The organism is Pseudomonas sp. BIGb0558 (assembly GCF_024807515.1).
Taxonomy (GTDB): Bacteria; Pseudomonadota; Gammaproteobacteria; order Pseudomonadales; family Pseudomonadaceae; genus Aquipseudomonas; species Aquipseudomonas yamanorum_A.
Genome location: NZ_JANUEW010000002.1, coordinates 528,264 through 546,163, shown reverse-complemented (window position 1 = coordinate 546,163; position 17,900 = coordinate 528,264). Strand labels below are relative to the sequence as shown.

Genomic DNA, 17,900 nt, shown 5'->3' with positions numbered 1-17,900 from the left:
GTTTGAGATTTCAAACGCTCTTGTCTGGGTGCTGAACCGCACATCTGTCCATCCGTGCGCTATTTACGTGCTTCAGCCCAGTGAATGATTTCCCTGACGGCAGCCCTCAAGGCGCCTTTCAACAACTCTAATTCGCTCCGCGCGTGCGCGGTGCTGTTAAGGAAAGCCGACATGCAGCTCAAAGACACCCAGTTGTTCCGCCAGCAAGCCTTCATTGATGGCACTTGGGTCGATGCGGACAACGGTCAAACGATCAAGGTCAACAACCCCGCTACCGGCGAAATCCTCGGTACCGTGCCAAAAATGGGCGCCGCCGAAACCCGTCGCGCCATTGAAGCAGCTGACAAGGCCCTGCCGGCCTGGCGTGCACTCACCGCCAAGGACCGCGCCAACAAGCTGCGTCGCTGGTTCGAACTGATCATCGAGAACCAGGATGACCTGGCCCGCCTGATGACCCTGGAACAGGGCAAGCCACTGGCCGAAGCCAAGGGCGAAATCGTCTACGCTGCCTCGTTCATCGAGTGGTTCGCCGAAGAAGCCAAGCGCGTCTACGGTGATGTCATCCCCGGCCACCAGCCGGACAAGCGCCTGATCGTGATCAAGCAGCCGATCGGCGTTACCGCTGCCATCACGCCGTGGAACTTCCCGGCCGCGATGATCACCCGTAAAGCCGGCCCGGCCCTGGCCGCCGGTTGCACCATGGTGCTCAAGCCTGCGTCGCAAACCCCGTTCTCGGCGTTCGCCCTGGCTGAACTGGCCCAGCGTGCCGGCATTCCGAAAGGCGTGTTCAGCGTGGTCTCCGGCAGCGCCGGCGATATCGGCAGCGAGCTGACCAGCAACCCGATCGTGCGTAAGTTGTCCTTCACCGGCTCCACCGAAATCGGTCGCCAGCTGATGGCCGAATGCGCCAAGGACATCAAGAAGGTCTCTCTGGAACTGGGCGGCAACGCGCCGTTCATCGTGTTTGACGACGCCGACCTGGATAAGGCCGTCGAAGGCGCGATCATCTCCAAGTACCGCAACAACGGCCAGACCTGCGTCTGCGCCAACCGTCTGTACATTCAGGATTCGGTGTACGACGCGTTCGCCGAGAAACTGAAAGTGGCCGTGGCCAAGCTGAAGATCGGCAACGGTCTGGAAGAAGGCACCACCACCGGCCCGCTGATCGACGAGAAAGCGGTAGCCAAGGTTCAGGAGCACATCGCTGATGCCCTGAGCAAAGGCGCAACGTTGCTGGCCGGCGGCAAGGTGATGGAAGGCAACTTCTTCGAGCCGACCATCCTGGTCAACGTGCCGAAAGACGCCGCCGTCGCCAAGGAAGAAACCTTCGGCCCACTGGCGCCGCTGTTCCGCTTCAAAGACGAAGCCGAAGTGATCGCGATGTCCAACGACACCGAGTTCGGCCTGGCTTCCTACTTCTATGCCCGCGACCTGGGCCGTGTGTTCCGTGTGGCTGAAGCCTTGGAATACGGCATGGTCGGCGTCAACACCGGGTTGATCTCCAACGAAGTGGCGCCGTTCGGCGGCATCAAGGCGTCGGGCCTGGGCCGTGAAGGTTCCAAGTACGGGATCGAAGACTACCTGGAAATCAAATACCTCTGCCTGGGCATCTAAGCCGGGTAAAGGATTGCTGCAAACGCAAAGGGCACGAGAGCGCTGTCCCTTTGCGTGTTTCACCCCGTTATTCGTAGTGGCCGGGAAAGCTGTGGCAGTCGATCATCGCATGCTGCCGTAGTTGCCTCCCCGCCACGTATTCCTTGGACCACGCCACCCGATGAGTGGCGAATGAGGACTTTATGAGCAAGACCAACGCATCCCTGATGAAACGCCGCGAAGCCGCTGTACCCCGCGGTGTTGGCCAGATTCACCCGATCTTCGCCGAGTCGGCAAAGAACGCCACCGTGACCGACGTTGAAGGTCGCGAGTTCATCGACTTCGCCGGCGGTATCGCCGTGTTGAACACCGGCCACGTGCACCCGAAAATCATCGCGGCCGTGACCGAGCAACTGAACAAGCTGACTCACACCTGCTTCCAGGTACTGGCCTACGAGCCATACGTTGAGCTGTGCGAAAAAGTTAACGCCAAGGTGCCAGGTGATTTCGCCAAGAAAACCCTGCTGGTCACCACCGGTTCCGAAGCGGTAGAAAACGCCGTGAAGATCGCCCGTGCCGCCACTGGCCGTGCCGGCGTGATCGCCTTCACCGGCGCTTACCACGGTCGCACCATGATGACCCTGGGCCTCACCGGTAAAGTCGTGCCGTACTCGGCCGGCATGGGCCTGATGCCAGGCGGCGTGTTCCGCGCGCTGTTCCCGAACGAACTGCACGGCGTGAGCGACGACGACTCCATCGCCAGCATCGAACGCATCTTCAAGAACGATGCCGAGCCGCGTGATATCGCTGCCATCATCATCGAGCCGGTGCAGGGCGAAGGCGGTTTCTACGTCGCGCCTAAATCCTTCATGAAGCGCCTGCGTGAACTGTGCGACAAGCACGGCATCCTGCTGATCGCCGACGAAGTGCAAACCGGCGCCGGCCGCACCGGTACCTTCTTCGCCATGGAACAGATGGGCGTTGCAGCCGACCTGACCACCTTCGCCAAATCCATCGCAGGCGGCTTCCCGCTGGCCGGTGTATGCGGCAAGGCTGAATACATGGACGCCATCGCGCCAGGCGGCCTGGGCGGCACCTACGCCGGTAGCCCGATCGCTTGCGCCGCGGCCCTGGCCGTGATGGAAGTGTTCGAAGAAGAGCACCTGCTGGACCGCTGCAAGGCTGTCGGCGAGCGCCTGGTGACCGGCCTGAAAGCTATCCAGGCCAAGTACCCGGTGATCGGTGAAGTACGTGCCCTGGGCGCGATGATTGCGGTCGAGCTGTTCGAAGATGGCGACAGCCACAAGCCGAACGCAGCAGCCGTTGCTTCCGTGGTGGCCAAGGCTCGCGACAAGGGCTTGATCCTGCTGTCCTGCGGCACCTACGGCAACGTGTTGCGCGTACTGGTTCCGCTGACCTCGCCGGACGAGCAGTTGGACAAAGGCCTGGCGATCATCGAAGAGTGCTTCTCCGAGCTGTGATCAAAAGTTGACCTGATCGACAAAAAACCCGCTTAGGCGGGTTTTTTTGTGCCCGATGAACGGTATTCAGCGGTTGTTCATTGTACGCAGGCGGCTCCTTTGTCTAAGGTGCAGGTATTGCCGATGGAGCGTGCTGGATGACTGCTGTTGATTTACCTGCGGTACCCCGTGTGTTGATTGCCGAGGCCGATCCTTGGTCCCGGGATTTGCTCAAGCAGGTGTTGTTGAATGTGCGCTGTGACGCGCGGCTGGATGTGTGTGCCGATGGCCAGCGGGCTGCCGAGTTGCTGCGAGAAAAACCCTATGACCTGATCATCGCCGACTGGGAGCTGCCCGGCGTCGATGGCCTGAGCCTGCTGCGCAGCCTGCGCCAGCAACGGCGATCGCCGCTGTTGCCGTTTATCCTGCTGAGCACCCGCAACGACAGCGCCAGCGTGCGCGAAGCCTTGCCCCTGGCGCCGACGGCGTACCTGACCAAACCCCTGAACATGGAAGGCCTGACCCAGCGCCTGCAAGACTTGCTGCTGAACGAAGGCGAGACGGTGTACTGCGAAGTCCCGGCCCTGGCGCCGGGTATGACCTTGGCGGTGTTCCTGGAGCGGCGCCGCGAAGCGTCCGACGGCGCGCCGCTGCGGGTCGACGTGCAGGCCGCAGTGCAACACAGCCTGGAACCGGAAGGCCTGGACCTCAAGCGCCTGGAAGAACAGGTGCGCATAGACCCGCAAATCACCGCCGTGCTGATCGCCGCGGCCAACAGCGCCGGCCATCACGGCTCGCCGGTGCAAACCCTGTCCATGGCCCTGCACAAGCTGGCGGCCGGGCAAAGCATGAACCTGATCCTGGGGCTCGCCCTCAAGCACAACGTGGTGCTGAGCGACCCAAGCCTTGTGGATTACGCCGAGCGTCACTGGCAACTGTCCCAGCGCACCGCCGATTACGCCTGCAGCCTGGCGCGCATGCTCGACCTGGATCACGAGCGCTGCTACAGCGCCGGCATCCTCCATCGCCTCGGCGACCTGGCCTTGCTGCGGTGCCTGCAAGACTGGCTGCAGGGCGGCGGCGAGCTGGATGACGAAGTGATTGGCGAGTCGCTTTACACCTTTGGTGCGGCCTATGGCTCGGCGTTGCGTACCCGCTGGCGCTTGCCGCTGGAGTTGCGCCAGTTGATCGCGGCGATTTATTCGCTGGAGGGCGGGGTGTATTCCCGGGAAGCGCTGGTGGTGAACCTGGCGGCGCAACTGGCACGGCTGACCGAGCATGAAGGCGTCGAGGCGCTGGCCAAAGGCAAGACCGCGCGCTTGCTTAAGGTGGGTTTGCCGGAATTGGCGCGTATGCGCAAAACCTAGCAGGCGATGCGGGCCAGCGTAGGAGCTGGCTTTTGTAGGAGCCGGGCTTGCCCGCGATGCAGGCACCTCGGTGTGTCAGTTGCACCGAGGTGATGCTATCGCAGGCAAGCCAGCTCCTACAGGGAATCGTGGTGCGTCAGCCCGTGAGCACGCGGTTTTTGCCCTGGCGCTTGGCCTCGTACATCGCGGCGTCGGCCCGGGCGAACAGGCTGTCCAGGTTGGCGTCCTCGGCGGTCAGGCTGGCCAGGCCCTGGCTGACGGTGACCGCGAAGCTCTCGCCGTCATGGCTGAAGCTCAGTTGCGCAATCTCGTGTCCCAGGCGTTTGGCCACCTGCATGGCCATCTCCGGGGCGCAACCGGGCAGCACCGCCGCGAATTCTTCGCCGCCAATGCGCCCGAACAGGTCGCCACGGCGCAAAACCCCTCGACCGCTCTCGGCGATACGCCGCAGCACCTGATCGCCCTCCAGATGGCCGTAGGTGTCGTTGATCACTTTGAAGTCATCGATGTCCAGCAACAGGAACGCCAGCGGCGTGCCTTGCAGGCAGGCGCGTTCGAACTCGTGGTGGGCGCACTCGAAGAAGTGTCGGCGGTTGCTGCTGCGGGTCAGCACGTCGGTGGTGGCCAGGCGGTGCAGCTCTAGCTCAAGCTGCTTTTTGTCGGTGATGTCTTCGGCCATGCCCACCACGATCACCGGCTGGCCGGGCTCGGCCTGCTGGCTGATGTAGCACTTGTCGCTGAGCCAGCGGATCTGCCCGTCGGCGGTGATGATGCGGTACTCGCGGTCTTCCACGGCGCCGCTGTGCAGCACCTGGGCCAGGCTGTGTTCGGCGTAGTCGAGGTCTTCGGGGTGGATGCTGTCGCGCCATTCCCGATAGTCGCTCAGCAGCAGGCCCGCCGTACGTCCGAAAACCCGCTCATAGGCCGGGCTGACATACAGCACGCGGCGGGTGTCCCACTCGATGGCCCAGAGCACGGCATTCACGCTCACCAGCAGCGAACTCAGCAGTTGCTCGCGTTCACTCAAACGCTCCACTTCGCCCTGGGCATGCATCAGCGCCAGCAACGTAGCGGCGGCGGCCGGTCGTGGCTGGTCGAGGACGGGTGGGTCGGTGAAGGTCTTTTCGTGGACCATCGGCACAACTCTCTCTGGGCATGCCGCGGGGTTGGGCAGCGGTCACAACAAGGGCCGCCGGGATGGCGAAGTGTTGTTTGAGAGGGGGAATTTGCAGCTAAGTTCCGTTATCAGCGTCGATTTGAGGCGACCAAGAAATGGCGTCAGAAACATGTAGGGACGAGCTTGTTGGGGTGGGGGGCTTGCTGTGGGGAGGGAGATAGCTGTGGGGAGGGGGCTGCTGTGGTGAGGGAGATAGCTGTGGTGAGGGGGCTGCTGTGGCGAGGGAGCTTGCTGTGGCGAGGGAGCTTGCTCCCGCTGGAGTGCGCAGCGCTCCCAAGATTTTGGGGCCGCTACGCAGCCCAGCGGGAGCAAGCTCCCTCGCCACAGCAAGCTCCCTTGCCACAGCAGCCCCCTCGCCACAAAAAATCGGCTCGCTACAGCCGTGTCAGACCGCCGCAGGCCGCAGCGAATAGGTCTTCAACTGGTGGGCAAAGTCCCGCAGGGATTGAATCCCGCTGGCCTCGGCCTCGTGTACCCATTCCTTGATCGCCGCCAGCATGTCGTGGCCGTTGGTGCTGGTTTTCAGCCAGATCTGTTGCAGCGCCAGGCGCTTTTCGTAGATCACTTTCAGCGCCTGGCTGTGTTCCAGCATGCTCTGGATGCGCACGTGGTGACGGTCGTCCAGCAGGCTGGTTTCCCGCGACAGCAGGCGCTTGGCGCGATGGAACTGGTGGCGTACCGAGTGATCGACCTTCTCCAGTTCCTGCTTGACCAGCGGGCCAATCACCAACTTGCGGTACTGGGCCATGATCTGGAAACGGTTGTTGAGGATCGCCATGGCGGTGTCCATGTCCAGGTGGCCTTTGCCTTCGACCCGGTGGGCGATCGGCGCCACCCGTTGCACCTTGGCCAGGCGCAGGAAGCTGAACACTTTGATCCAGGCCCAGCCCAGGTCGAATTCCCACTTCTTCACCGACAGCTTGGCGGAGTTGGGGTAGGTGTGGTGGTTGTTATGCAGCTCTTCGCCGCCAACGATGATGCCCCAGGGAATCAGGTTGGTCGCCGCGTCGCGGCATTCGAAATTGCGGTAGCCGATGGCATGGCCCAGGCCGTTGATCACGCCGGCGGCCCAGAACGGGATCCACATCATCTGGATGGCCCAGATGGTGATGCCGATGGTGCCGAACAGCAGCAGGTCGATCACGCCCATGATTGCTACGCCCAGCAACGGGTACGGGGTGTAGAGCTTGCGTTCGATCCAGTCTTCCGGGCAGTTCTTGCCGTAGATGCGCAAGGTCTCGGGGTTCTCGGCCTCGGCCCGATACAGCTCGGCGCCTTTGCGCAGCACGGTAGACAAGCCTTTGATCACCGGGCTGTGGGGATCGTCGACGGTTTCGCACTTGGCGTGGTGTTTGCGGTGGATGGCGGTCCACTCGCGGGTGTTCTGCGCCGTGGTGAGCCACAGCCAGAAGCGGAAGAAGTGTTTCAGGCCAGCATTGAGCTCCAGGGAGCGGTGGGCTGAATAGCGGTGCAGATAGACCGTGACCCCGACAATGGTCACGTGGGTCATCAACAGGGTGACCGCGACCAGTTGCCAGGCCGACAAGTCAAGAAAACCGTTGTACCACATAGGCTGTATGGCCCTCAGATAAAGAAAAAAACAGCATCCGCATTATCACTCCCTTTTCGGATAAAACCAGTGACCGTTTCAGATAAGACTTACAAGGTGTTTCCTATTCTATAATCCGGGTCGTTTGTAGGGCGATTCTGGTTTTTTAGTAAGGATTACTGACCATATGCTGTTTTCATACCGAGGTGCCCTGCGTGCGGGGCTGATGTACCTGCTGGTTTCGATTGTGTGGATTCAGCTCAGCCATCAGGTATTGATCAACTTTATCGATGAGCCCTTGGAGTTGGGCCGCTGGCTTCAGATGCGCGGTTATCTGTGGGTCAGCCTCAGTGCCCTGGCGATTTACCTGATCTGCGCCCGTTTTGCCCGGGCAAACCTGATCCAGCAGCCCCTGAAGGAAAACCGCGAGCGCCTGCGCCAGGCCGCCGCCGTGTTCGATTGCACCCGTGAAGGGGTGTTGGTCACCGATGCCCAAGGGCTGATCGTTCACGTCAACCGGGCCTTCATCGAAATCACCGGCTACCAGCGCGACGACGTGCTGGGCCGCCAGCCGAGCCTGTTCAAGTCCGGGCGCCACTCCGCCAGTTTCTATCAACAGATGTTCCAGACCCTGGAGCGCGAAGGCGAATGGAGCGGCGAGATCTGGAACCGCCGTAAAAGCGGCGAAATCTATCCACAGTGGCAAACCATCCGGGTGATCCGCGATGAGCAGGGCCAGCTCAGCCACTACGTCGCGGTGTTCTCCGACATCAGCGCCATCAAGCACTCCGAGCACGAGTTGGCGCACCTGGCCCACCACGACCCGCTCACCGACCTGCCCAACCGCCTGCTGTTCACCGACCGCGCCGAACAGGCCCTGGCCTCGGCGCAGATCCATAAACGCGGCTGCGCCTTGCTGCTGCTCGACCTGGACCACTTCAAGATCATCAACGACAGCCTCGGCCACAATGTCGGTGACCAGTTGCTCAAGGCCGTGGGCGAACGTTTGCAAGGCCTGTTTGGTCCCGGCGTGACCCTGGCGCGCCTGGGTGGTGACGAGTTCGCGGTGCTGGCGGAAAGTTGTCCACAGGTGGTCCAGGCCGCGGCCCTGGCGCAACGGATTCTCGACGCGATGAAAGACCCGGTGATCTTCGATGGTCATCAACTGTTTATCAGCGTCAGCATTGGCATCAGCCTGTTTCCCAGCGATGCCTTGAGCGCCGAACAACTGCTGCGCAACGCCGACTCCGCGCTGTTCAAGGCCAAAAGCGCCGGCCGCGAAGGCTACGCCTTGTACACCGAAGAACTCACCGCCCACGCCCAGCACCGCGTGGAAATGGCCGGCGAACTGCGCCGTGCCCTGGATCAGCAAGAGCTGCGGGTCTACTACCAGCCGGTGCACGACCTGCAAGACAGCCGCCTGATCGGCGTCGAAGCCCTGGTGCGCTGGCAGCACCCGGAGCGCGGGCTGGTGCCGCCGGGGGAATTTATCCCGATTGCCGAGCGTACCGGGCTGATTGCCGATATTGATGCTTGGGTCATGGACCAGGCCTGCCGGCAGATGTGTCAGTGGCTGGCCGAGGGCGCGCCGCTCACGTTCCTCGCGGTGAACGTGTCCAGCCGCCTGTTTGCCCGGCGTGAGCTGTACGGGCAAGTGGCCAAGGTGCTGCATGACACGGGGCTGGATCCGGCGTTCCTGGAGCTGGAAGTCACCGAAAGCGCGGTAATGGAAGACCCGGAAGTCGCCCTTGAGCAAATGCACCGCCTGCGGGAGCTGGGCTTGCGCCTGGCGATTGATGACTTCGGCACCGGTTATTCATCGCTGTTGCGGCTCAAGCGGTTGCCGGTGCAGAAGCTCAAGATCGATCAGGGCTTCGTCGCCGGGTTGCCGTGGGATGAAGACGACGCGGCGATTGTACGGGTGGTGATCGCATTGGCGCAGAGCATGGGCATGCAGGTGCATGCCGAGGGCATCGAGCAGGTTGAACAGGCGCGGTTTCTATTGGAGCAGCGCTGTGACCTGGGCCAGGGGTATTGGTTTGGCCGGCCGATGCCGGCCAATGAGCTGGATTGGGCCAAGGCGCCGATCATTCGCTGAACATCATGTGGGTTTTGTGGCGAGGGAGCTTGCTCCCGCTGGGGTGCGCAGCGCCCCCAAAAAATGGGACTGCTACGCAGTCCAACGGGAGCAAGCTCCCTCGCCACAAGTACAGCACTCGTTCTTGCTTCGGTATTTTCAGGCCCAAACCCCGCGCAACCCCACGCCCCACCAGAAAATTCTTTCTGGTTATATAAACATTCTTAAATAGTATTTTTAAGAATATCCGCGCTTATCTACTATCGCCCTCACGCCGCAAGCAGTGCCGCCACTGCGAGGCACTTCTCATTTCAGGAGCACGACCATGAGCGCATCTCTACGTAGCGTTGACGGCCAGGACGAAGCAGCCATTTTGCGCGAGATCCAGAGCGCCCTGCGCGATCTGCGGTTTGGTGCGGTGGAAATCACTGTGCACAACGCCCAGGTAGTACAAATCGAACGCAAAGAGAAATTCCGTTTGCAGAACCCGGGCAACAAACCGAGCTGAGCAAGATCGGCGATTCGATTGCAAGACCCGCAACTATAAGAAAAAAGCCAACACCCAAGAATTTCAGGAGCCTTCTATGTCGTCGATTCGCCGTTATGCCCTGGCAGCACTGGCCAGTGCCGTGTTTGCCGGTTCCGCTGTTGCCAAGGATTACGAACTGCTCAACGTGTCTTACGACCCGACCCGCGAGCTCTACCAGGACTACAACGCTGAATTCACCAGCTTCTGGAAGAAAGAGCATCCGGGCGACAACGTCAAGATCCAGCAGTCCCACGGTGGTTCGGGCAAGCAAGGCCGTGCGGTGATCGACGGCCTGCGTGCCGACGTGGTGACCCTGGCCCTGGCCGGCGACATCGACGAAATCGCAAAACTGGGCAAGACCCTGCCGGAAAACTGGCAAACCCGCCTGCCGGACGCCAGCACCCCGTACACCTCGACCATCGTGTTCCTGGTGCGCAAGGGCAACCCTAAAGGCATCAAGGATTGGGGCGACCTGATCAAGAAAGACGTTTCCGTGATCACCCCGAACCCGAAAACTTCCGGCGGTGCCCGCTGGAACTTCCTCGCCGCCTGGGCCTATGGCCTGAAAGCCGGTGGCAGCGAAGCCAAGGCCCAGGAATACGTGAAAGAACTGTTCAAGCACGTGCCGATCCTCGACACCGGCGCTCGCGGTTCGACCATCACCTTCGTCAACAACGGTCAGGGTGACGTGTTGCTGGCCTGGGAAAACGAAGCCTTCCTGGCCCTGAAAGAAGACGGCGGCGCCGACAAGTTCGACATCGTTGTGCCTTCGCTGTCGATCCTCGCCGAGCCGCCAGTGGCCGTGGTCGACAAGAACGCCGAGAAAAAGGGCAACACTGAAATTGCCACCGCCTACCTCAAGCACCTGTACAGCCCGGCTGGCCAGGAGATTGCGGCGAAGAACTTCTACCGCCCACGCGATGAGAAAGTCGCCGCCAAATACGCCCAGCAGTTCCCGAAACTGGACCTGGTGACTATCGACAAAGACTTCGGCGGCTGGAAAACTGCCCAACCGAAATTCTTCAATGACGGTGGCGTGTTCGACCAGATCTACTCGGCGCAGTAAGCCAAACTACCGGTAGGAGCGCGCCTTTCTGTGGGAGCTGGCTTGTGTGGGAGCTGGCTTGCCTGCGATAGCATCACTGCGGTGTGGCTGACACCCCGAGGTGACGCTATCGCGGGCAAGCCCGGCTCCCACAGAAGAGCCGGCGCCCACAGAAAGCGCGCTCCTACAGTGGTATCTACCCGCTAACCAAGGACTCTTATGTCGCGTCGTATCTCCCCCGTCATACCCGGCTTCGGGCTGACGCTGGGCTACACCGTGGTGTACCTCAGCCTGATCGTACTCATCCCCCTGGCGGCGATGTTTGTACATGCCGCTCAACTCACCTGGGATCAGTTCTGGAACATCATCACCGCACCCCGTGTGCTGGCGGCGTTGAAACTGAGCTTCGGCACCGCGTTCTGCGCAGCGATCATCAACGGCATTATCGGCACCCTGCTGGCCTGGGTACTGGTGCGTTATACCTTCCCGGGTCGCAAGATCATCGATGCGATGATCGACCTGCCGTTTGCCCTGCCCACCGCCGTTGCCGGTATTGCGCTCACTGCGCTGTACACGCCGACAGGTCTGGTCGGGCAGTTTGCCGCAGACCTGGGCTTCAAGATCGCCTACACCCCCCTGGGCATTACCCTGGCACTGACCTTCGTCACGCTGCCATTCGTGGTGCGTACTGTGCAGCCGGTGTTGGCCGATATCCCCCGGGAAATCGAAGAAGCCGCCGCCTGCCTGGGTGCCAAGCCACTGCAAGTGTTCCGCTACATCCTGGTGCCGGCGCTGCTGCCCGCCTGGTTGACCGGCTTTGCGTTGGCCTTCGCCCGAGGCGTGGGTGAGTACGGTTCGGTAATTTTCATCGCCGGCAACATGCCGATGAAAACCGAGATTCTGCCGTTGCTGATCATGGTCAAGCTCGACCAATACGACTACACCGGCGCCACGGCCATCGGCGTGATGATGCTGGTGGTTTCCTTTGTCCTGCTGCTGCTGATCAACTTGCTGCAGCGGCGCATCGAACACCCATAAGGAGGCGCGGAACATGTCCCAATCGTCTATTTCCGCCGCGTCCTCGGCCAACGCTGCCCGCCGTGGCAGTGCGGTGTCCCGACGCATCCTGATCAGCCTTGGCTGGCTGGTGTTCGCGCTGTTCCTGTTGCTGCCGCTGTTTATCGTGGTGTCCCAGGGCCTGAAGAATGGCCTGGGGGCGTTCTTCACTGCGATCCTTGAGCCGGACGCGTTGTCGGCGCTGAAACTCACGGTGATCGCCGTGGTGATCTCGGTGCCGCTCAACCTGGTGTTCGGCGTCAGCGCCGCGTGGTGCGTGAGCAAGTACTCGTTCCGTGGCAAAAGCATCCTGGTGACGCTGATCGACCTGCCGTTCTCGGTATCGCCAGTGATCGCCGGCCTCGTCTACGTGTTGATGTTCGGCGCCCAGGGCTTCTTTGGCCCCTGGCTGCAAGACCATGACATCCAGATCGTGTTCGCCTTGCCGGGCATCGTGCTGGCGACGATCTTCGTCACCGTGCCGTTCGTGGCCCGTGAACTGATCCCGCTGATGCAGGAACAAGGCACCCAGGAAGAAGAGGCCGCGCGCCTGCTGGGCGCCAACGGCTGGCAGATGTTCTGGCATGTCACCGTGCCGAACATCAAGTGGGGCCTGATCTACGGCGTGGTGCTGTGTACGGCGCGGGCCATGGGTGAGTTCGGTGCGGTGTCGGTGGTGTCCGGCCACATTCGCGGCGTGACCAACACCTTGCCGCTGCACGTCGAGATCCTCTACAACGAATACAACCACGTCGCCGCGTTTGCCGTCGCGAGCCTGTTGCTGATCCTGGCGCTCTTCATCCTGCTGCTCAAGCAGTGGAGCGAGAACCGTATCAACCGCCTGCGCAAAAGCGCTGGTGAGGAATAAGTCATGTCGATCGAAGTCCGTAATGTCAGCAAGAACTTCAACGCCTTCAAGGCCCTGAACAGCATCAATCTGGACATCCAGAGTGGCGAGCTGGTGGCGTTGCTGGGCCCGTCCGGCTGCGGCAAGACCACCTTGCTGCGCATCATCGCAGGCCTGGAAACCCCGGATGACGGCAGCATCGTGTTCCACGGTGAAGACGTCTCCGGCCACGACGTGCGTGATCGCAACGTCGGCTTTGTGTTCCAGCACTACGCGCTGTTCCGCCACATGACCGTGTTCGACAACGTCGCGTTCGGCCTGCGCATGAAACCGAAAAACCAGCGCCCGACCGAAAGCCAGATCGCGGTCAAAGTCCATGAGTTGTTGAACATGGTGCAGCTCGATTGGTTGTCGGATCGCTACCCGGAACAACTCTCCGGTGGCCAGCGCCAGCGTATCGCCCTGGCCCGTGCCCTGGCGGTAGAGCCTAAGGTGCTGCTGCTGGATGAACCGTTCGGCGCCCTGGATGCCAAGGTCCGTAAGGAGCTGCGCCGCTGGCTGGCGCGCCTGCACGAAGACATCAACCTGACCTCGGTATTCGTGACCCACGACCAGGAAGAAGCCATGGAAGTGGCGGACCGCATCGTGGTGATGAACAAGGGTGTGATCGAGCAGATTGGCTCACCGGGAGAGGTCTACGAAAACCCGGCCAGCGATTTCGTTTATCACTTCCTCGGTGATTCCAACCGCCTGCATTTGGGCGAGGACAAGCACGTGCTGTTCCGTCCTCATGAAGTGTCGCTGTCGCGCCATGAGCTGGAAGACCACCACGCCGCTGAAGTACGTGATATTCGCCCACTTGGCGCGACCACTCGGGTGACCCTGAAGGTCGAAGGCCAGAGCGAGCTGATCGAGGCTGAAGTGGTGAAGGATCACGACAGCCTGACCGGTTTGGCGCGGGGCGAGACGTTGTTCTTCAAGCCCAAGGTCTGGCAAAAAGCTTAAGACCGCTGCAAAACCAATGTGGGAGCTGGCTTGTGTGGGAGCTGGCTTGCCTGCGATGGCATCCCCTCGGTGTACCTGATACTCCGAGGCGTCTGCATCGCAGGCAAGCCAGCTCCTACAGGAAACCGGTTCCCACATTTAGTTTGTGTTGCTTGTCAGGCCGTGGCGTTCTTGTGCCGCACGGCCACCGGCCCCGAGCGCTCTTCAATCTGCTGCTTCAGGTCATGCCGCAGCCCCACCAGAAACGCCAACTCCGCCACCACAAACAACGGCCCCACGATCAACCCGGACACGTCATCGACAAACGCCGGTTTTTTGCCCTCGTAGTAATGCCCCACAAACTGGATCACCCAGCCCACCACGAACATGCCGATGCCGCTGCTCAGCCACACCAGCGTGCTTTGCGCCGCCAGCACATGCCCGGCCCACACCGACAGGCCCATCAGCACCGTCATCAGCACACCGAGGGCCAGTTCCAGGCGCAGGTAGAACCACGCCGAGAGCAGCGCCACCACCACGGCCGGCGACAGCCACAGCCCGGCCACTGTCCATTCGGGGCGTGACAGCAGCACGGCCACGGCCACCACAATCAGCGGGATGCCGATAAAGTGGCTGGCGATATTGCGCGGGTCGCGGTGGTAGGCGGCGTATTGACTGAGATGGTCGACGAGGCTTTTCATTGTTATTCCTCCTGTAGGATGTTTGATCATGCCCTGTAGGCCTTCGACACACTGTCAACTGGCCGACAATCTTCGGAGTTCTCATGGATGCAGAGAAATGGCACCCACGGCTGGCCACCGGTCACTGGTACAGCCATCTGCCTGCTGACTTACAGAATAGCTTGCTGGCCAGCGCCCGGCTGCGGCAGCTGACGGCGGGGCAGTACCTGTTCAAGCGCGGCGACCCGCCGTGCGGGTTGTACGCGGTGCTGGAAGGCTCCCTGCGCATCAGCGCGGTGAACGAGCATGGCAAGGAAGCGGTGTTGAGCCTGGCAGAGTTGCCGTACTGGTTCGGCGAGATCTCCCTGTTCGACGGCTTGCCACGCACCCACGACGCCTGCGCCGTCGGGCCTTGCACGCTGTTGCAAGTGCCGCAGCCGGCCCTGCTGAAAATCCTCGAAGACGCTCCGTGTTACTGGCGCGATATGGCCCTGTTGATGAGCCAGAAGCTGCGCCTGACCTTTATCAACATCGAGCAACTGAGCCTGATGCCGGCGTCGGTGCGGGTGGCGCACCGCTTGCTGATGATCGCCGAAGGCTACGGCGACATCGAACAGGCGCGACAGGTGTTGCAACTGCCCCAGGAAGACTTGGCCGCGATGCTGAGCCTGTCGCGCCAGACCACCAACGCCTTGCTCAAGGAGCTGCAAGGCCAGGGCATCGTGCGCCTGGGCTATGGCGAGATCGAAATCCTTGACCCGCAGCGTTTGCGCGAGGCGGCGCACGCCTGAGGGTGGTAGCCTGCGCTCACGATTATTCGAGGTGTGTTATGCGCGTCCTGCTAGTGGAACACGAGTCAGAGGCGGCCGAGGCGATGGGCCGCAGTCTTGAGGAGGCCAGCTACACGGTGGAGGTGGCGGCCAATGGCATGGCGGCCCTGCGCTTTGTGGAAAGCACTGAATACGACCTGGTGATCCTGGATGTGATGCTGCCGGGGTTGAATGCCTGGAAGCTGCAACAGGCGATTCGGTTGAAAGGCGAGACGCCGATGCTGTTCCTGACCACGCCCGACGGGATTGAGGATCGGCTGCGCGGGCTGGAATTGCATGAGGATGATTATTTGCTCAAGCCGTTTGAAGCCCGGGCGCTGGTGGCGCGGGTGAAGAAGGTGTTGCGGCGGGATCGGGGGCGCTGACTGCCTCTGGTATTTGTGGTGGCTGAACCATCGCTATCGCGGGCAAGCCCGGCTCCCACATTTGAACACTGTTGCCCAAGCCAACTCGGTCAACTGTGGGAGCCGGGCTTGCCCGCGATGAGGCCCTAACAGCCACCGCATCTCCAACTACCTTAAACCATCGCGAAACTGCCCCGGCGTCATCCCTGTCCAGCGCTTGAACGCCCGGTTAAAACTGCTGGTATCGGCAAACCCCAGCAAATGACTGATCTCCGCCAACGAACACTCGGGATCCCGCAGATGCAGGAGCGCGAGGTTCTCCCGGCACTCATTCAGCAGCGCATCAAACCGGCAGCCTTCGTCTGCCAGGTGCCGCTGCAAGCTGCGCAAACTCAAATGCAACGCCTGGGCAATCCGCTCGGCGCTCGGCTCACCGTCGGGCAGTTGCGCTTCAATGGCCGAACGCACCTTGCGCTCCCAGGTCAGCGGCCGCAGTTGCGCCAGCGTGCGTTTGAGCACGGTTTCATTGTGTTCGGCCAACTCCGGGTTGGCATCGTCCAGGTGGCTGTCGAAGTCCCGGGCGGCGAATTCCAGGCGGTCTTCCTCGGCGGCAAAAAATACCGGCGCGCGAAACACCGTGTGCCACGGCTTGGGGTCGGCCGGCTCGGGCCGCCGCAGGTACACCGCCAGCGGCGCATATTCGCGGCCCAGGCGATTGCGACAGGTGCGCACGTAGATCGCCGCGAATGCATCAATTGCCTCAAACGCCGGCGCGGGCGTGCCGGCGGGCTGTTGCAGGCGAAAGCGGTAACGTTCGCCCTCCCGGCTAAGCTCCAGGCTCAGGGCATCGCTGACCACCTGGTGATAGCGCACGATCCGCTCGAACACTTCCCGCAGGCTGCCGCTGGCCACCAGCGCATAACCCAGGGCATGAAAGGTGGTGGGGCTGACAAACCGCGACACCCGCAAGCCAATCGCCGGGTCGCCGCTGGCCTGCACCGCCAGTTCCCACAGGCGTGTGGTGGCCGACAACGGATAGCGCGCGTTGGGATCGTCCATCAACTGCGGGTCGAGCCCCGCCTTGGCGCACAGTGCGGCGCTGTCGAGGTCCAGGGCGTCCAACTGCTTGCGCAGGGCGCGGGTCCAGCTGGCGAGGGAGGTCGGTTCAGTCATGTTGATTGGCGCTTGCGGTCAACAGGTTGGCGTGTGGGGCTAGCGTCCCGCCAGATCGCATAGGGCAGGATGTACGCATCAATAAGACAGAGGATGGAAGCATGGACGGTACTTCTGCAAGTCCCCGGCAGATGAACGCGCAACAGCGTTCAGCGCACATTCGTGAAGTGGTGCTGGCCGAGGGTCTGTTATTGCGTGAGCGCCACCCCTGGCTGCTGCACCAGGACGCGCTGGGCGCGGGCATCCTGGCCTTTGCCCTGGTGGGCATGCTGGGTTCGGCGGCGCTGTATATCACCGGGCACATGGCGTGGTGGGTGTGCCTGTTGCTCAACGCGTTCCTCGCGTCACTGACCCACGAGCTGGAACACGACCTGATCCACAGCATGTACTTTCGCAAGCAACGCCTGCCCCACAACCTGATGATGGGCCTGGTGTGGCTGGCGCGGCCGAGCACCATCAACCCCTGGGTGCGGCGCCATCTGCACCTCAATCACCACAAGGTGTCCGGCAGCGAAACCGACATCGAGGAGCGGGCAATCACCAACGGTGAGCCGTGGGGAATCGCGCGGTTGCTAATGGTCGGCGACAACATCATGTCGGCGTTGATCCGGGTGCTGCGGGCGCCGTCCTGGAAGCACAAGCTGGGCATTCTCAAGCGTACGACGCTGGTCTACGCACCGCTGGCGTTGCTGCATTGGGGCGCGTGGTATGTGTTCCTCGGCTTCCATGCGGCCAATGGCATCGCCAGCCTGCTGGGCGCGCCGATCGACTGGTCGGCCAACACCCTGGCGGTGATGCACGTCATCGACATCGCCGCCGTGGTGATCATCGGCCCCAATGTGCTGCGCACCTTCTGCCTGCACTTTGTCAGCTCCAACATGCACTACTACGGCGACATCGAACCGGGCAATGTGATCCAGCAAACCCAGGTGCTCAACCCTTGGTGGCTGTGGCCGTTGCAGGCGTTCTGCTTCAACTTCGGCAGCACCCACGGGATTCATCATTTTGTGGTGAAGGAGCCGTTCTACATTCGCCAGATGACGGTGAAAACGGCGCACAAGGTGATGGCTGAGATGGGCGTGCGCTTCAATGATTTCGGCACCTTTGCCCGGGCTAACCGGTTTGCGCGCCAGGAGGGACGGCTGAGCGAACTCAACCCGGTGGAAACGACCGCGCGCTGAGCAAGCGT

16 protein-coding genes are annotated in these 17,900 nt (G+C 61.8%); 12 read left to right on the top strand and 4 right to left on the bottom strand.

Annotated elements, in window-relative coordinates:
* Nucleotides 1-171 precede the first annotated feature (171 nt).
* The 3 genes from gabD (at nucleotide 172) to M2400_RS05745 (ending at nucleotide 4,420) form a co-directional block, all read left to right on the top strand.
* Entirely contained in the window at nucleotides 172-1,614 is a 1,443-nt protein-coding gene (gene gabD, locus M2400_RS05755) for an NADP-dependent succinate-semialdehyde dehydrogenase (protein WP_259195156.1), read from the top strand.
* Nucleotides 1,615-1,796: 182 nt separating this feature from the next.
* Nucleotides 1,797-3,074, top strand: coding sequence for a 4-aminobutyrate--2-oxoglutarate transaminase (gene gabT, locus M2400_RS05750; protein ID WP_003218153.1), 1,278 nt, complete (start codon nucleotides 1,797-1,799; stop codon nucleotides 3,072-3,074).
* A gap of 137 nt (nucleotides 3,075-3,211) precedes the next feature.
* Nucleotides 3,212-4,420 carry a response regulator gene (locus M2400_RS05745; RefSeq protein WP_259195157.1) on the top strand — a complete coding sequence of 403 codons (1,209 nt, stop codon included), beginning with the start codon at nucleotides 3,212-3,214 and terminating at the stop codon, nucleotides 4,418-4,420.
* A 136-nt stretch (nucleotides 4,421-4,556) separates the two neighbouring features.
* On the opposite strand, the gene M2400_RS05740 is transcribed toward M2400_RS05745, so the two are convergent.
* Together M2400_RS05740 and desA are read right to left on the bottom strand one after the other, a co-directional pair.
* Nucleotides 4,557-5,555, bottom strand: a complete 999-nt coding sequence (locus tag M2400_RS05740) for a sensor domain-containing diguanylate cyclase (protein WP_259195158.1) — start codon at nucleotides 5,553-5,555, stop codon at nucleotides 4,557-4,559.
* A 427-nt stretch (nucleotides 5,556-5,982) separates the two neighbouring features.
* The gene (desA, locus tag M2400_RS05735) at nucleotides 5,983-7,167 is read right to left on the bottom strand and encodes a delta-9 fatty acid desaturase DesA (protein ID WP_010168824.1); all 1,185 of its coding nucleotides are present in this window, start codon (nucleotides 7,165-7,167) and stop codon (nucleotides 5,983-5,985) included.
* Between the two features lie 166 nt (nucleotides 7,168-7,333).
* Here desA and dibA point away from each other — a divergent pair, with 166 nt between their 5' ends.
* The 6 genes from dibA to M2400_RS05705 all read left to right on the top strand — a co-directional run bounded on the left by dibA (nucleotide 7,334) and on the right by M2400_RS05705 (nucleotide 13,705).
* Complete coding sequence (gene dibA / locus M2400_RS05730) at nucleotides 7,334-9,244, top strand: phosphodiesterase DibA (protein ID WP_259195159.1); 1,911 nt, start codon at nucleotides 7,334-7,336, stop codon at nucleotides 9,242-9,244.
* 304 nt (nucleotides 9,245-9,548) lie between these two features.
* On the top strand, nucleotides 9,549-9,731 hold the full coding sequence (gene oscA, locus M2400_RS05725) for a sulfur starvation response protein OscA (protein ID WP_003170956.1): 183 nt from the start codon (nucleotides 9,549-9,551) through the stop codon (nucleotides 9,729-9,731).
* A 76-nt stretch (nucleotides 9,732-9,807) separates the two neighbouring features.
* Entirely contained in the window at nucleotides 9,808-10,818 is a 1,011-nt protein-coding gene (locus tag M2400_RS05720) for a sulfate ABC transporter substrate-binding protein (RefSeq protein WP_010168832.1), read from the top strand.
* Between the two features lie 198 nt (nucleotides 10,819-11,016).
* Nucleotides 11,017-11,835, top strand: a complete 819-nt coding sequence (gene cysT / locus M2400_RS05715; RefSeq protein WP_177042306.1) for a sulfate ABC transporter permease subunit CysT — start codon at nucleotides 11,017-11,019, stop codon at nucleotides 11,833-11,835.
* A gap of 13 nt (nucleotides 11,836-11,848) precedes the next feature.
* A complete protein-coding gene (gene cysW / locus M2400_RS05710; protein ID WP_177042304.1) occupies nucleotides 11,849-12,721 on the top strand; it encodes a sulfate ABC transporter permease subunit CysW in 873 nt (290 codons plus the stop codon).
* A 3-nt stretch (nucleotides 12,722-12,724) separates the two neighbouring features.
* A complete protein-coding gene (locus M2400_RS05705) occupies nucleotides 12,725-13,705 on the top strand; it encodes a sulfate/molybdate ABC transporter ATP-binding protein (protein ID WP_177042302.1) in 981 nt (326 codons plus the stop codon).
* 155 nt (nucleotides 13,706-13,860) lie between these two features.
* Here the strand turns inward: M2400_RS05705 and M2400_RS05700 are convergent, their stop codons facing one another.
* The gene (locus tag M2400_RS05700; protein WP_169386667.1) at nucleotides 13,861-14,385 is read right to left on the bottom strand and encodes a DUF962 domain-containing protein; all 525 of its coding nucleotides are present in this window, start codon (nucleotides 14,383-14,385) and stop codon (nucleotides 13,861-13,863) included.
* Between the two features lie 83 nt (nucleotides 14,386-14,468).
* Between M2400_RS05700 and M2400_RS05695 the strand changes: the two genes are divergently transcribed.
* Nucleotides 14,469-15,155 (top strand): Crp/Fnr family transcriptional regulator, encoded by a 687-nt coding sequence (locus M2400_RS05695; protein WP_259195160.1) that lies wholly within the window; start codon nucleotides 14,469-14,471, stop codon nucleotides 15,153-15,155.
* A gap of 38 nt (nucleotides 15,156-15,193) precedes the next feature.
* Complete coding sequence (locus tag M2400_RS05690; RefSeq protein WP_003218132.1) at nucleotides 15,194-15,559, top strand: response regulator; 366 nt, start codon at nucleotides 15,194-15,196, stop codon at nucleotides 15,557-15,559.
* A gap of 147 nt (nucleotides 15,560-15,706) precedes the next feature.
* On the opposite strand, the gene M2400_RS05685 is transcribed toward M2400_RS05690, so the two are convergent.
* Complete coding sequence (locus tag M2400_RS05685; protein ID WP_177042296.1) at nucleotides 15,707-16,711, bottom strand: AraC family transcriptional regulator; 1,005 nt, start codon at nucleotides 16,709-16,711, stop codon at nucleotides 15,707-15,709.
* A gap of 101 nt (nucleotides 16,712-16,812) precedes the next feature.
* Between M2400_RS05685 and M2400_RS05680 the strand changes: the two genes are divergently transcribed.
* Nucleotides 16,813-17,892 (top strand): fatty acid desaturase, encoded by a 1,080-nt coding sequence (locus tag M2400_RS05680; RefSeq protein WP_177042294.1) that lies wholly within the window; start codon nucleotides 16,813-16,815, stop codon nucleotides 17,890-17,892.
* Nucleotides 17,893-17,900 lie beyond the last annotated feature (8 nt).